At 64.5% G+C, this 14,200-nt stretch carries 12 protein-coding genes; 8 read left to right on the forward strand and 4 right to left on the reverse strand.

Features of this window, described 5'->3' with window-relative positions:
• Positions 1-34 precede the first annotated feature (34 nt).
• The 4 genes from ACRARG_RS03120 to ACRARG_RS03135 form a co-directional block, all read right to left on the reverse strand.
• Entirely contained in the window at positions 35-2,113 is a 2,079-nt protein-coding gene (locus ACRARG_RS03120; protein ID WP_432688517.1) for an OmpA family protein, read from the reverse strand.
• 94 nt (positions 2,114-2,207) lie between these two features.
• The gene (locus ACRARG_RS03125) at positions 2,208-3,476 is read right to left on the reverse strand and encodes a vWA domain-containing protein (RefSeq protein WP_432688518.1); all 1,269 of its coding nucleotides are present in this window, start codon (positions 3,474-3,476) and stop codon (positions 2,208-2,210) included.
• 105 nt (positions 3,477-3,581) lie between these two features.
• Positions 3,582-3,959: a VOC family protein gene (locus ACRARG_RS03130; protein ID WP_432688519.1), complete on the reverse strand. Its 378-nt coding sequence runs from the start codon at positions 3,957-3,959 to the stop codon at positions 3,582-3,584.
• A gap of 10 nt (positions 3,960-3,969) precedes the next feature.
• Positions 3,970-4,878 (reverse strand): AAA family ATPase, encoded by a 909-nt coding sequence (locus ACRARG_RS03135; RefSeq protein ID WP_432688520.1) that lies wholly within the window; start codon positions 4,876-4,878, stop codon positions 3,970-3,972.
• A 233-nt stretch (positions 4,879-5,111) separates the two neighbouring features.
• Here ACRARG_RS03135 and ACRARG_RS03140 point away from each other — a divergent pair, with 233 nt between their 5' ends.
• The 8 genes from ACRARG_RS03140 to ACRARG_RS03175 all read left to right on the forward strand — a co-directional run bounded on the left by ACRARG_RS03140 (position 5,112) and on the right by ACRARG_RS03175 (position 13,825).
• The gene (locus tag ACRARG_RS03140) at positions 5,112-6,173 is read left to right on the forward strand and encodes a glycosyltransferase family 2 protein (protein ID WP_432688521.1); all 1,062 of its coding nucleotides are present in this window, start codon (positions 5,112-5,114) and stop codon (positions 6,171-6,173) included.
• Complete coding sequence (locus ACRARG_RS03145) at positions 6,170-6,802, forward strand: sulfotransferase (protein WP_432688522.1); 633 nt, start codon at positions 6,170-6,172, stop codon at positions 6,800-6,802. The genes ACRARG_RS03140 and ACRARG_RS03145 overlap by 4 nt, the downstream gene beginning before the upstream one ends.
• The gene (locus ACRARG_RS03150; RefSeq protein WP_432688523.1) at positions 6,799-9,165 is read left to right on the forward strand and encodes a glycosyltransferase family 2 protein; all 2,367 of its coding nucleotides are present in this window, start codon (positions 6,799-6,801) and stop codon (positions 9,163-9,165) included. Before ACRARG_RS03145 ends, ACRARG_RS03150 begins: the two co-directional genes overlap by 4 nt.
• 1 nt (position 9,166) lies before the next feature.
• Positions 9,167-9,862 carry an FkbM family methyltransferase gene (locus ACRARG_RS03155; RefSeq protein WP_432688524.1) on the forward strand — a complete coding sequence of 232 codons (696 nt, stop codon included), beginning with the start codon at positions 9,167-9,169 and terminating at the stop codon, positions 9,860-9,862.
• Positions 9,862-10,932, forward strand: a complete 1,071-nt coding sequence (locus tag ACRARG_RS03160) for a glycosyltransferase family 2 protein (protein WP_432688525.1) — start codon at positions 9,862-9,864, stop codon at positions 10,930-10,932. The genes ACRARG_RS03155 and ACRARG_RS03160 overlap by 1 nt, the downstream gene beginning before the upstream one ends.
• A 107-nt stretch (positions 10,933-11,039) precedes the next feature.
• Complete coding sequence (locus tag ACRARG_RS03165; protein ID WP_432688526.1) at positions 11,040-11,969, forward strand: phosphoadenosine phosphosulfate reductase; 930 nt, start codon at positions 11,040-11,042, stop codon at positions 11,967-11,969.
• Between the two features lie 50 nt (positions 11,970-12,019).
• On the forward strand, positions 12,020-13,057 hold the full coding sequence (gene pyrC, locus ACRARG_RS03170) for a dihydroorotase (protein WP_432688527.1): 1,038 nt from the start codon (positions 12,020-12,022) through the stop codon (positions 13,055-13,057).
• Positions 13,058-13,144: 87 nt separating this feature from the next.
• Positions 13,145-13,825, forward strand: a complete 681-nt coding sequence (locus tag ACRARG_RS03175) for an orotate phosphoribosyltransferase (protein WP_432688528.1) — start codon at positions 13,145-13,147, stop codon at positions 13,823-13,825.
• The last annotated feature ends 375 nt before the right edge of the window (positions 13,826-14,200 follow it).

A 14,200-nucleotide genomic window follows, 5' to 3' on the forward strand; every position in this document is an offset into this window, starting at 1 on the left:
CCCGTCCGGCCCTCTTGTCGGCAAGTGCGTCGGATCAGGAACGATCCTGCAGCAGTTCGGTGATATTGCGCACGGCGGCGCGGCGATTCTCGCGCTCGGCAGCGGCGGTCCGGACCTTCAGGTCATATTCGCCGTAGCCCTGCACCACCATATTCTCAGGCGGAACGTCGAAATATTCCGTCAGGGCCAGTGCCACGCTTTCCGCGCGACGGTCCGACAACGCAAGGTTGGAGCTGGCCGAGCCCACCGCATCGGTATGCCCTTCGATCAGGAAGACCTCACCGGGGTCCCGGTCGATCATCTGGCGCATCAGGCTGCCCAGCTGGGCCAGTTCCTCTGCCTCTTCGGGCCGGATCGCGGAGGACCCGGTTTCAAAGTTGATGCTGTCGACGGCGATCTCGGGGGCAAGATTGCGCACGGCGTTGATCGACCGCACCTGGCTGAGCGAGAAGCGACGGTCGACATCGCTCCGCAGACGGCCTTCCAGCGCGGCCCGCAACTCGTCTTCCTGGGCACTCTGGAAGGTCAGCGCGTCGGAGGTTTCGGTGACCTGCGGCAGCTGGTTCACCTGCACGGCCTCCGCGACCTGGGTGTCGTCAAAGAGGATGACCTCGCGACCGTCCGGCAGGATACGCGAGCGGCGCAGAACCGTGCCATCGGCGGCGCGGACGGTTTCGATCTGGATGCCGTCATCGCGGGTTGCCACCGTGCGGGTGGAGCCGTCGTTATAGGCATAGGTCTTCACATCCGTACCGGGGCGGCGGATCAGCTCGTCATCGTTCTTGTAGACGCGGTAGGACCCGTCGGGCTGCTGGACGACCACACGGTCGCCGGTGTTGGAGACAACCTCATTGCCGTTCTTAAGCATCTGGCCAACCGCCAGTGCGCCCAGACCGAAGAGGGCAATCTTTCCAAGGTCGCTCAGCCCTTCGTCCTTGTCGCCGGTGTCAGCAGAGGCGGTGGCCTGTGCCTGACCCTCCGCTGCCTGCCCCCCGGTCTGCGCAGCCGTGGACTGGTTCACGAATTCCTCGGTCGAGGCGCGGGAGTTTTCCTCCGTCACCTGTTCTTCGACCACTTCGGCGGCCTCCGTATCGCCAGAGGCCGCGGCGGCGGCGGTTGTGCGGGCCGCAGCGGCTTCGGCCTCCTGCTGCGCCTGAGCTTCGGCGATCTGGGCGGCCTGCTCTTCAGTCGGCGCATCGCCCTGTGCCTCGCCAGAGGCATCAGCGGTGGTGGTGGCCGCCGCATCGGGCGCGGGGGTGTCCGGCGTCTCTTGCGCGGTGTCTACGCCGAGAGCCCCGGCAAGCCCGTCGCGCACCTTATCGACGGTGCTTTCCACGATCGACTTGTCCGCATCGGCAGCAGGCTCCGCCTGGGCGGTCGCAGGTGCATCGGTGGCCGACGCATTTGCGGTGTCGGCGGGCTTGGGTTCGGGTGCCGTTTCAGCGGTGACCGGCGCGTCGTTCGCAGCGGCTTCGGGGGCAACGTCCGCATTCTGTACGGTCGTGCCAGACTGCGGCTGTGCCTCAGCCTCAGCCTCAGCGGCAGGTGCCTCGGGCTGAACCTCGGCCTGAGCTTCGGTCTGCACGTCGGTCGACGCTTCCGGCGCAGCTTGCGGTGCGGCGTCTGCGGTGGCCTCTGCCGACGCATCCGCCGTGGCGTCCGGCTCTTCCTCGGTCAGGCCCAGCTTGTCGGTGACAGCGCTCACGGCCTTGTCGAGGGCGGATTTATCCTGTGCCGGGTCAGCCGAAGCGGCTGCATCCGCAGTTGCCGTGCCGTTCGTCCCGGCCTGAACGGCACTGGGCTCGGCGTCCTGACCCTCTGCCTGCGCATCGGCCTGGGCATTGGCATCAGCCTGCGCATCTGCCTGTTTCGCCGCACGTTCAGCCTGGCGGTCGGCCTTGGCCTCGGCCCGGGCCTCGCGGCGCTCTTCCTTGAATTTTTTCAGCTTGGCCGCCTGAATTTCGGCTTCCGTCATGCCGGATGTGTCGATATCGAGCTGGACGGCATCAACCTCTGCGGGGTCGATATTGGCCTGGGCGATCGCGGCATGCGGCACAGCCAGAGCAAGGCTGAGCACAATGGCGGTCGACGACTTGAGAAACTTGGGTGTCATCTGTCTTCCTTTCATGGCCGCACAAAGCGGTGATTGGAAGGGCAACGCGGCCTCTGACCGAAAGGTTCAATGTTATTGGATAGCAGACGGGATATCAGCGACTTAGCCGGGCCATAAGACGGGCTTTCTCACCGCTGTCGCCGGGTTTCGAGAGGGCATCGGCCAAGTCCTGAAGCGAGGCGACGGAGTGTCCGGCGCGGAATGTGTCGACATGCGGCAGCATCGCCGCGATGCCGCGTGCCTTGGGCGCGAACCCTTCCCACCGCAGCAGCGGATTGAGCCAGATGAGATGGCGCGAGGAGAGGTTCAGCCGCCGCATTTCCTGCGCCAGCGCCTGCGGATCGCCGCGGTCGAGCCCGTCGGTGATCAGCAGCACCACCGCGCCCTGCCCCATCACCCGGCGCGACCAGTCGCGGTTGAAGTCATGCAGGCAGTCGCCGATCCGCGTGCCGCCCTCCCAGTCCTGCGCCTCAGCGCCCGCGGCGGCGAGGGCGGCGTCGACATCCCGGGTGGCGAGGTGGCGGGTGATATTGGTGAGCCGGGTGCCGAAGGTGAAGGCATGGACTTTGGCCCAGCCCGCGCCCTTTTCATTGGCGACCGCATGCAGGAAATGCAGCACCATGCGGGAATATTGCGACATGGAGCCGGAGATATCGCAGAGCGTGACGAGGGCGGGCCAGCGGGTGCGCGCTGTGGTCCGGGTCAGGCTGTGGATCTCGCCCCCCTGTTTCATCGCCGCGCGCAGGGTGCCGGCGGCGTCGATCCGGGCGCCCTGCGGGGTGGCGCGGTGGCGGCGGGTTTTCAGCGGCGGCACCGGCAGGCTCAGGCGGGCCAGCATGCGTTTGGCCTGAGCAATTTCATCTGCCGACATCTGTTCGAAATCGAGGGTGCGGAGGCGTTCTTCGGTCGACATGGTGAGGGAGGCGTCGACATCGAGCTTGACCTCCTCCTCCGGTGGCTCGGGCTGGTCGATGCTGGGGTTGGCGCCGTCGAGCAAGGCTTCGGCGGCGCGTTTCTCGGCGGCCTGTGCCTGGCGTTCCTCTGCCACGCCCCTAAGCGAGGGCAGCATCATCGACATCATCTGTTCCATGTAGCGCGGGTCGCGCCAGAAGAGGCGGAAGAGCTGGGCGAAGGTCTGACGCTGGTCGGGCTTCGTCACAAAACAGGCATGCAGGGTCCAGTAGAAATCGGCCTTCTCGGTAAAGCCCGCGGCGGCCACGGCATTGATGGCGTCCAGGGTGCGGCCCGGGCCGATGGGCAGGCCCGCGCGGCGCAGGGCGCGGGCGAAATGGGTGATGTTTTCCGCGAGTTTTGGGTCGGCGGGGAGGTCGAGTGTGGGATATTCTGGTTTATGTTCAGGCATGCGGTGCGCCTGCGGCGGGCGGGGTCAGGGGGGCTGTCTGCCCCCCGTCGCCTGCGGCTCCCCCCCCCGAGGATATTTCCGGCAAGAAAAAGAGCGGGGCGCGGGTCATGGGTATCGGCTGAGTTCGATCAGATTGCCGTCGGGGTCGTTGAAATAGACGGAGGTGAAGGGGCCCATGGCACCGGTTTTCTGCACGGGGCCCTCAGTGATGGGGATGCCTTGGTGGGTGAGGTGGGCGATGATCTCCTCGGGCGTCAGGGCTGTCAGGAGGCAGAGGTCGCCGCAGCCGATGGCGGCATGGTTGCGGGTTTCCTGACCGAGGCGCTGGAGGTTGATCTTCTGCTGGCCGACCTGCAGGGCGAGGCGGTTGTCGCCGAAGCGGATGATCTCGAGGCCGAGCGTGCGGGCGTAGAAGGCGGCGGCGGCCTCCGGGTCGCGGACGGTGAGGACGAGATGGTCAATGGCATGAGCGATGGGGGTCATGCGGGGCGTCTCAGGAGGGGGGGAGGCCGGCGCGGGCCTCCTCCAGGATGCGCTTTGCCTCCGAGCCTTCGAGTTGCGCGATGTCGTCCTGGTATTTCAGGATCGCGCCCAGGGTGTCGGAGATGGTCTGGGGAGAGAGCGAGATGACGTCGAGCGCCAGCAGGCATTTCGCCCAGTCGATGGTTTCGGCGACGCCGGGCTTCTTGAAGAGGTCCTCGGTGCGGAGCTTCTGGACGAAAGCGACGATTTCCCGGGAGAGCTGATCGGAGGCTTCGGGGGCGCGGGCTGTCAGGATCTCCATCTCCCGCGCGAAATCGGGGTAGTCGACCCAGTGGTAGAGGCAGCGGCGTTTCAGCGCATCATGCACCTCCCGCGTGCGGTTGGAGGTGAGGATGACAATGGGCGGCTCGGGCGCGCGGATCGTGCCGAGCTCGGGAATGGTGACCTGGAAATCCGAGAGCGCCTCCAGCAGGAAGGCCTCGAAGGGTTCGTCGGTGCGGTCGAGCTCGTCGATCAGCAGGACGGGGGCGCCGCCGGGCTGGGGGCGCATGGCCTGCAGGAGGGGCCGTTCGGTCAGGTAGCGGTCGCTGAAAAGCTCTGACTGGAGGGTGTCGCGATCGGCGGTGCCTGCGGCCTCTGCCGTGCGGATCGCGACCATCTGGGCCGGGAAGTTCCAGTCGTAGACGGCGGAGGCGGCGTCGAGCCCCTCGTAGCATTGCAGGCGGATCAGGCGGCGGCCCAGCGCGGCGGCGATGGCCTTGGCGATTTCGGTTTTGCCGGTGCCGGGTTCGCCTTCGAGAAAGAGCGGCTTGCCCAGTTTCAGCGCCAGAAAGACCACGGTGGAGAGCGCCCGGCCCGCCACGTAATCCTGGCCTGCGAGCAGTGTCTGGACGTCCTCGATGGATGCCGGTGGCGTCATGATATCCTCCCCTTCGTGCAGGAGAGACTGCATCTGGCACGGCGGGCGTCAAGTCTGCGTCACGTTGTGGTCACACATCCTTAACGGTCGATATGTTGACGTGCAGGCAGGCAGATGCGAAATTAGGGCAAATGAGAATAAGGCTTCGGGGCTATGGTATCCCGGAGGCCAGGGACGTCGGGTAGATTGAGGACATCGGCAATGCTGTCACGGCAGCTTTCCGCGGGGGTGCGATGCGCATAACCGCTGTGACATGTGTCAAGAACGAGGGCCCGTTCCTGCTGGAATGGATCGCCTTCAACCGCGTCATTGGCGTGACGGATTTCCTATTCTATTCAAACGATTGCGATGACGCGACCGACCGAATTCTGGACAAGCTGCAGGCCGCGGGCGTGGTAACGCATCTGCCGAACCCGGCCGAGGGGCGCAATTACCAGATGGAAGCGCTGAAGGATGCGCGCAACCAGCCGGTGGTGGCCGAGGCGGACTGGATCTGGATCGCAGATGTGGATGAGTTCCTGAACATCCATGTGGGCGATCATACGATCCCCGGCCTGATCGCGGCCTGTGGCGATCCGCAGGCGATTTCGGTGAACTTCCAGTTCTTCGCCAATGCCGGTGTGGAGGACTATGTCGACCGGCCGGTGATCAGCCAGTTCACCCGGTCGCATAACCCCGATATCTGGTGCGGCGAGTTCGCGATCGAGGTGAAGAGCCTGATCCGAAACGATTTTCCGCTGCAGTATTACGGGGCGCATCGGCCCTTCTTCAAAGGCAAGCTGCCGCCGAAGAAACGGCCCTCCTGGACGGACGGCTCGGGGCGCAAGGTGCCACATAAGTTTCTGATCGCGGCGAATGAGCGGCGTATCCGGAAGTTTCCCGCCGCCGGGGCGCGCGACTTTGCGACGCTGAACCATTATGCGCTGCGCTCGCTCGACAGTTATCTGGTGAAAAACGACCGGGGCGATGTGAACCGCGAACACCGGGCCTTTGACGACAGCTACTGGCGCGAACGCAATGATGTGGCGCATGAAGACACCTCTATCCACCGTTATCTGCCGGAGGTCACGGCGGAGATGAAGCGGCTGATGGCCCTGCCCGGCGTCGCCATGCTGCATGTGGAGGCCTGCGCGTTGCACCGGGCCAAGCGGGATGCGCTGCTGGCCAAGCCGGAATATCAGGCGATGAGGCAGCAGCTGAAGGAGGCCGGGACGGTCTGCGCGGCGGAAGAGGCGCTGTTGTCGATGCTGGGTCTGCCGTTGCCGCCCTCGCCTTATGCGGAGGTCAAGGGATGAGGCTGCGTGTGGTCAACCTCGGCCTGCCAAAATCGGGCACGACGACGCTGGGCCGGGCCTTGCGGCGGGCCGGGCTGCATGTGGCCGACCACCGGGTCCATGCCGGGGAGACGAAACGACCGGAGCTTGAGGAGGCCTTTGTGGCCGACCTTCTTTACAAGGGATATTTTGCGTCGGGTGATCCGCTGGCCGAGCTACAGGAATTCGACGGTTTTTCCGAGATCTCGGCGCTGCGGGTCAATAACCCGGCCTGGCCTCAGTTCGATTTTGGGCTGATCGAGGCGCTGCGGCAGGTCCATCCCGATATCCGCTTTGTCGCCACCTGGCGCGAGGCGGAGGAGATCAGCACCTCCATGCTCAACTGGACGAATATGGTGGAGCGGATGGTCAAGGCACCCCTGCCCGGCCTGCCGCTGGGCTATGGCGCGGAGGATGCGGAGCGGGTGCGCTGGATCGTGGGGCATTATAGCTCGCTGACGCGGTATTTCGCGGAGGACCCGCATTTCCTGCTGCTGGACATGGCGGCAGAGGATGCGGCGGATCAGCTGGCATCGTTCATCGGGCGCCCCGTGCCCTGGTGGGGTGTGGCCAACCGCAATCTGGCGGCAGCCAAGGCGGGTGAGGCATGAAGATCCATCTTCATATCGGGCTGGAAAGCTGCGGCGCGGACCGCATGCAGGATGTGCTGGCCGAAAAACGTGACCAGCTGGCCGCAAAGGGTGTGCTTTTCCCAAGGGTTGTGGGGGCCAAGAACCACACGCGTCTTTTCATGGCGGTGACGGCGCCCGAACAGGTTGATCCGTTGCGGTTCAACCGTGGCTTCATCACCGAGGAGAAGCAGACCGGGCTGCGCGATTTCGTGGCGGAGGGGCTGTTGAAGGCCGCGCAGGAGGCGAAGCCGGATGTCATGATCCTGTCGGCGTCGCAGCTGGCCACCAGCCTGACGACCAAGGCGGAGCTGGAGACGCTAAAGGCGGTGCTTTCGCCGATATCGGACGACATTACCGTGACGGCCTACGTGGACGAGCCCGCCCGCGCCCTGTCCCGGCATTATGCCGAACAGGTGATGGAGGGGCGCGCCCGGTCGCTGGGGATGGAGCTGAAGATGCTGGAGGCGCCCGACTGGTGGGAGGCCTGCCTGGAACGCGCGCCGGAACCGGAGCCGGACAAGGGCCTGTTCCTGCGGACGCAGACGCCGGCCTTCTGGCTCGATTACCCCAGGCTGGTTGCGCACTGGGAGAGCGTTTTCGGTGCGGGCAATGTGCGGCTTCGGACCTATGATCCGGAGGTCTGGTCCGGCATGGAGGTGACGGAGGAGCTGCGCGCCGCCTTCGACATCACCCAGACCATCGGCAAGGCCGCGCCCTGGGAAGAACCGGCGGAGCCTTCTGCCGCCTGGCTGACCCGCGGGCGGCAGATCAACGCGGCGCTGCTGCGTTTGCTGGGGACGACAGAGCATGTCCTGCCCCGTCAGCTCTGGAAGCGGTTCGTCGATGAGGTGAAGGTCGACGGTGCACCGCTTGATGCCGCCATGCTCTCGCCGATCTCGCGCCGTTTCGCGCCGGGGGTTCTGAAACTGGCAGAGACACAGCCGGGGCTGAACCTCAGCCGCATGGCGCCGGTCCCCGCAGGGGCGGACTGGGCGGAGGCGGATCCGGAGATGGGGTTCCGCGCCTCGCAATATCTGCTGGCCTGGTTCTGGCGGATCGAGAAGGCCTCTGCCGACGAGGCAAAGGCCAAGTTGCAGGACGTGGCCGTGCTGAACGGCGACTCCGAGCCGGAGGAGAAACCCGACCCGGCAGAGATGGTCTCGGACGAGGCGCGGGAAGTGCTGTCCCCCGCCGCGCTGGAGAAATATGCCGAGCTGCAGAGCAATTCCTTCAAGCCGCACAACCGTCTGGGCCGGGTGCAGGAGGATGTGCTGGAGGAGGCCTTCCCCCCTGCCCCGCCGCGCGAACTGCCAGAGGGCAGCACGGGCCGGGTCATCGTCGGCTGCATGAAGAACGAGGCGCCCTATATCATCGAATGGGTCGCCTATCACCGCGCCATCGGGTTCGACAATTTCCTGATCTATACCAACGATTGTACGGACGGCACCGACAGGCTGCTGCAGCGTCTGGATGCGATGGGGATCGTGCATCACCGGAACAATGACGGCTGGCAGGGGAATTCACCGCAGCAATATGCGCTGGATGCGGCGCTGGAAGAGCCGGTGATCAAGAATGCCGAATGGATCGCCCATATCGACGTGGACGAGTTCGTGAACATCCGGGTCGGCAATGGCACGCTGGACGATGTTTTTGCCCGGGTGCCCAAAGCCACCAATGTCGCGATGACCTGGCGGCTGTTTGGCCATAACGGCGTGACCGCGCTGGCCGACGCGCCGGTGATCGAACAGTTTTCCGCCTGTGCCCCGAAATTCTGTCCCAAGCCGCATACGGCCTGGGGGTTCAAGACGATGACCCGCAATATCGGCGCCTATGAGAAACTGTCGTGCCACCGGCCGAACAAGCTGGTGGAAGACAAGGCCGATAAGGTGGTCTGGGTCAATGGCTCCGGCCAGCCAATGACCAAAGAGGTCATCAAAAACGGGTGGCGCAATTCCAAACGCTCCATCGGCTATGACATGATCCAGCTGAACCACTATGCGCTGCGGTCGGCCGAGAGTTACCTGATCAAGCGGCAGCGCGGGCGCGCGCTACATGTCGACCGTTCCATCGGGCTGAGCTACTGGATCCGGATGGACTGGTGCGACCACCCCGATCTCACCATCCAGCGCAACCTGCCCCGGATGCGCGCCGAAATTGCGGCGCTGATGGCCGATCCGGATCTGTGCTGCCTGCATGACGAAGGGTTCCGCTGGCATCAGGCCAAGGCAAAGGAATTGCACGATAATCCGGAATTTCAGGACCTTTACGACAAGGCGCTGACGATCAAGCTCAATGCGACGGAACGGGTGGCCTTTGCCCTATCGCTGGATGTGGACAGCTGAGATGGACACGCAGACGCAGCATCAGGACGAACAGGTGATCACCTCCCGCGGGGTGCGCATCCCCGTGGACCTGCCCGGTCTGACGCCCCGTCTGATGGACTTCCTGCGCGCCGACGACTACGAAACGCGGGAGAGCGAGGCGGTGCTCAAGATCGTGCGCCGCGGCGACCGGGTCGTCGATCTGGGGGCGGGCATCGGCTATCTCTCGGCGCTGATGGTGCAGCGCTGCAAGCCGCGCATCGTGCATGCGATTGAGGCCAATCCGAACCTGATCCCCGGCATCGCCCGGGTGATGGAGGCCAATAACATCACCAATGTGGTGATCGAGAATGCGATCCTCGGCCCGGCGGAGGCGGAGGTGAATTTCTACGTCCGGCGGAGCTTCGTGGCCTCTTCCCTCCTGCCGGAACCGGCGGGCTCCGTGACGGAGGTGGTCAAGGTGCCGATGAAGCCCGCGCGGGAGACTTTCGCGGCGCTTCAGGCCGATGTGCTGGTCTGCGATATCGAAGGGGCGGAGGTCGACCTGATCCCGCGTCTCGACCTGACCGGACTGCGCGCGGCCGTGGTCGAACTGCATCCGCAAAATATCGGTCTGAAAGGTGTGGGCCGCGTCTTCGATGCCATGTCGCAGGCGGGGCTCATCTACAATCCGCGGCGGTCCAACGCCAAAGTCGTCACCTTTTCGAGGCCCGAGTAATGCGCTGTCTCGCCGTTCTCACCGTGCGCAACGAAGGCGCCTATCTGCTGGAATGGCTGGCCCATCACAGGGCGGTCGGCTTTACCGATTTCCTTATATTTTCAAATGATTGCCAGGACGGCACCGATGACATGCTGGACCAGTTGCAGGAAATGGGGCTGGTCACCCATATCCGCAATGACGGCCCATATGATCAGGGCGGCATCCAGTTCACGGCCCTGAAGATGGCCGACAAGATGGATATCGTGAAGGAGGCCGACTGGATCCTCACGCTCGATGTCGATGAATTCGTCAATATTCACGTCGGAGAGCGCAATCTTCGATCACTCTTCGATGCCCTGCCGGACGCGACGGCGATCACGCTGACCTGGCGGCTCTTCGGCTGCGGCGGCAAGGCGCGGTTTGTCGATGAACCGGTGACCCATAATTTCATCATGGCGGCACCGGAGATCATGTTCTGGCCCTGGCGGTCGGCCATGTTCAAAACGCTGTATCGCAATGACGGAACCTATTCGAAGCTGGGGGTTCACAGGCCACGCTCGCCCGATCCGACGCGGGTGGACGCGACACGCTGGTTCGACTGCCACGGGCGCGAACTGGATGAACAGTTCAAGCGGACCCGGATTTTCAACACCTATGGCCGTCCGAACTACCGGCTGGCGCAGCTCAATCACTACCCGCTCGGGTCGATGGAGAATTACGTGGTCAAAGCCGATCGCGGCCGCGCCGTGCATTCGGACCACATGCTGGGCGTCGATTACTGGGTGGAGCGCAATTTCAGCGCCACCGAAGATACCTCGATCCTGAACATGTCCGATCCGATGCTGAGCGAGCTCAAGCGGCTGAAAGCAGACCCCCAGCTGGGCCCGCTGCATCAGGCTGCCGTGGCGTGGCGCAAGGAACGGTTCGAATACCTGATGAAACAGGAACCCTACCGGGCGCTGTTCGGGCGTCTTCTGATGACACCGCCCACCCGGGTCGTGCCGCTGAACGAGGCCCGCTTCCTGGTGCGGTATGCGACCATGGCCCGGGAGGAGGCACAGACGCCGCCACAGGTTGCGAAAGACTAAGGCAGCCTGCCGGAGAGCTGCCGCGGAAGTCCCGTTTTTGTGACCCCCTTTTGCCCGTTTCCGGTATTAGTTAAGGGTCGAACCGACACGAATCCGCAGGAGCCTTCATGACCGCCGCGCCCCCGCCCGCCGATCTGTCCACTATCGATCTGACCGGGTTCGATAGTGCAAGCTGGCGTGAAAAGCTTGGAGAGATCGCCGAAGAGGACGGCTATTACCAGCCCCTCGATCCGCGCCATTTCGCAGCCTTCCTGGATCGCGGCCCCGTGCTGCTGGTGACCTTCGAAACCATGCAGGGCATCCGGTCGCTGGGGGAAGGCGCCCGCCCTCTGGGCTGGAGCCTGGCCCAATCGGAGGGATGGTCGCACCTGCTTCTGGCCTGCGACGGGGACACCTGGTTCCGCCATGAGAGCATCTACCGGTTTTTCGACCGGCAGGTGGATGACGGGTTTTTCGAAGATTTCGATCGCGTGGTCTTTTTCGGAACCGGCCCCTGCGGCTATGCCGCCTGCGCCTATTCCGTCGCGGCGCCCGGCAGCACGGTGATTGCAATCCAGCCGCAGGCGACCCTCGATCCTGCGGTCACCGAATGGGACGACCGCTTTGCCGACCTGCGGCGCATGGATTTCACCAGCCGCTACGGCTATGCGCCGGACATGATCGACGCCGCCGACCGGGCCTATCTGCTTTACGATCCGAATGAGACGCTGGATGCGATGCATGTGGCCCTGTTCACCCGTCCCAATGTGACCAAACTGCGTCTGCGCTATCTCGGCGACGGGCTGCAGGGCAAACTCATGACCATGCGCCGGCTTCTGCCGCTGCTGCGCGCGGCAGGGCGTGGGGATTTGTCGGCCGCTACCTTCGCCAAGCTCTGGCGGCAGAGGCGCAATTTCCTGCCGTATCTCCGGGCGGTGCTGAACCGGCTGGATGCGGATGGCCGCAATGACCTGGCCGTGCGCTGGTGCCGGGGGGTGACCTCCATCCACAACGCGCCCAGATTTGCCCGCCGTCTGCGCCAGACGGAAGACGCCTGAGCCGCCCCTGCCCCCTTCCCAATCGCGCCGGGCTTGTGTAATCGCAGGCCATGACCCAGAGCCTCACGATCCGCCGGCCCGATGACTGGCACCTGCACCTGCGCGACGGCGCGATGATGTCCGCCGTCCTGCCGGAAAGCGCGCGTCATTTCGCCCGCGCCATCGTCATGCCCAACCTCGTGCCGCCGGTGGTGACCGGTGCCCAGGCCGCCGCCTATCGCGACCGCATTCTCGCGGCCCTGCCCGAGGGTATGAGCTTCGAGCCGCTGATGACGCTCTACCTGACCGAGGATACGGACCCGAAGGATGTCGCCCGCGCCTATGCCGACGGGATCGCCCGCGCGGTCAAGCTCTACCCGGCAGGCGCCACCACCAACTCCGCCTCCGGCGTGCGCGATTTCGACAAGGTGCGCCCGGTGCTGGAGAGAATGGCAGAGATCGGCATGCCGCTCTGCACCCATGGCGAGGTCACCACGGCAGAGGTCGATATCTTCGACCGGGAGGCCGTCTTCATCGACCGTGTGATGGACCCGATCCGCCGCGCCACGCCCGGCCTCAAGGTGGTGATGGAACATATCACAACGTCGCAGGCGGCCGATTATGTCCGCTCCGCACCCGAAAACCTTGCGGCCACGATCACCACGCATCACCTGATCATCAACCGCAACCACATCCTCGTGGGCGGGATCAAACCGCATTACTACTGCCTGCCCGTCGCCAAGCGCGAGGAACATCGCAAGGCTCTTGTCGCAGCCGCCACCTCCGGCGACGCGCGCTTCTTCCTCGGAACCGATTCCGCGCCGCACCCCGACCACCTCAAGGAACATCCCTGCGGCTGCGCCGGCTGTTTCACCGCCACCAACACCATGGCCCTCCTCGCCCATGTGTTCGAGGCCGAAGGCGCGCTCAACCAGCTGGAGGCGTTCACCTCCCTCAACGGCCCGACCTATTACGGCCTGCCGGTGAACGAGACGACGCTCACCCTCACCAAATCCGACACGCCCACCCAATTCCCCGCCAAGATCGACTGCGCGGCCGGCCCTGTCACCGTCTTCGACCCCGGTTTCCCGGTCTACTGGTCGGCCTGACAAGCAGGACCGCCCCCGCCCCTTCATCTTGGCAAAAATACTCCCGCCGGAGGCATCCGCCCTCTCCAGCCGCAGAAAGGCCCGATCATGATCCCCACCAGCTACCCTCCGCGCGAAGAGATCGCCCGCCTGACCGCAGGCATGCTGCTGGATATCCAAGCGGTGCATTTCAACTCGACAGAGCCCTTCACGCTGGCCTCGGGCCTGCCCTCGCCGACCTATATCGACTGCCGCAAGCTGATCTCCTACCCCCGCATCAGGTCGACCCTGATGGATTTCCTGACGATCACCGTGATGCGCAACGCGGGGCTTGAGGCCTTCGACAATATCGCGGGCGGGGAGACGGCGGGCATTCCCTTTGCCGCGCTGGTCGCGGAACGCATGGCCCTGCCCATGACCTATGTGCGCAAAAAGCCTAAGGGCTATGGCCGCAACGCCCGGATCGAGGGGCAGATGACCGAAGGCCAGCGCGTGCTGCTGGTGGAGGATCTGACGACCGACGGCGGCTCCAAGATCTCCTTCGTCGATGCGATCCGCGAAACCGGCGCCTCCTGCGCCCATACCGCTGTGATCTTCTACTACGGCATCTTCCCGGAGACGGAGAAGACGCTGGGCGATCACGGCGTCGCCTTGCACCACCTCTGCACCTGGTGGGACGTGCTGGCAGAGGCGCGCCGCCGCGGGTCTTTTGATCCGGACACGCTGGACGAGGTGGAAGCCTTCCTGCGCGCGCCGCGTCCCTGGCAGGAAGCCCGGATGCCCGGCTGAGTCGCCGCGAGCGGGGTCGATTCGGGCGGGTGGTGTCAGGACACCGCGCCGCCCGTCCATTCCGCACCGCGGCGTTAACTTTTTCCGATGCGAAATGGCGTCATTCGCGCGGCAACAGAATTTTTGCCCAAAAACAGGACGCTGCGGCATTGGCAGGAATTCACCCAGATCAGGCAAATTCAAAGACATACCCCACCACATATGGTAGGTTGCAAAGCATCCAAAGCTTATCCACAGGATATACATATTGCTTGGGCCGCGGCGGCTCCGGTATCTGAAATCCCTACTAGGAAGTTAAAGTTCGGGATCAGGCTCAAGGCCGAACCGGACCATACGGCTCCGAAGGGGACGGATAGGCAAGGGACAGGGGTGTGA

The organism is Pseudooceanicola profundi (assembly GCF_050897955.1).
Taxonomy (GTDB): Bacteria; Pseudomonadota; Alphaproteobacteria; order Rhodobacterales; family Rhodobacteraceae; genus Pseudooceanicola.

Excerpts from the sequence above, each read along its gene's own strand:
- pyrC (WP_432688527.1), top strand. The coding sequence starts at position 12,020 with ATGACCCAGAGCCTCACGATCCGCCGGCCCGATGACTGGCACCTGCAC.
- ACRARG_RS03175 (WP_432688528.1), top strand. The coding sequence starts at position 13,145 with ATGATCCCCACCAGCTACCCTCCGCGCGAAGAGATCGCCCGCCTGACC.
- ACRARG_RS03155 (WP_432688524.1), top strand. The coding sequence starts at position 9,167 with ATGGACACGCAGACGCAGCATCAGGACGAACAGGTGATCACCTCCCGC.
- ACRARG_RS03120 (WP_432688517.1), bottom strand. The coding sequence starts at position 2,113 with ATGACACCCAAGTTTCTCAAGTCGTCGACCGCCATTGTGCTCAGCCTT.
- ACRARG_RS03145 (WP_432688522.1), top strand. The coding sequence starts at position 6,170 with ATGAGGCTGCGTGTGGTCAACCTCGGCCTGCCAAAATCGGGCACGACG.
- ACRARG_RS03150 (WP_432688523.1), top strand. The coding sequence starts at position 6,799 with ATGAAGATCCATCTTCATATCGGGCTGGAAAGCTGCGGCGCGGACCGC.
- ACRARG_RS03140 (WP_432688521.1), top strand. The coding sequence starts at position 5,112 with ATGCGCATAACCGCTGTGACATGTGTCAAGAACGAGGGCCCGTTCCTG.
- ACRARG_RS03135 (WP_432688520.1), bottom strand. The coding sequence starts at position 4,878 with ATGACGCCACCGGCATCCATCGAGGACGTCCAGACACTGCTCGCAGGC.
- ACRARG_RS03125 (WP_432688518.1), bottom strand. The coding sequence starts at position 3,476 with ATGCCTGAACATAAACCAGAATATCCCACACTCGACCTCCCCGCCGAC.
- ACRARG_RS03130 (WP_432688519.1), bottom strand. The coding sequence starts at position 3,959 with ATGACCCCCATCGCTCATGCCATTGACCATCTCGTCCTCACCGTCCGC.
- ACRARG_RS03165 (WP_432688526.1), top strand. The coding sequence starts at position 11,040 with ATGACCGCCGCGCCCCCGCCCGCCGATCTGTCCACTATCGATCTGACC.
- ACRARG_RS03160 (WP_432688525.1), top strand. The coding sequence starts at position 9,862 with ATGCGCTGTCTCGCCGTTCTCACCGTGCGCAACGAAGGCGCCTATCTG.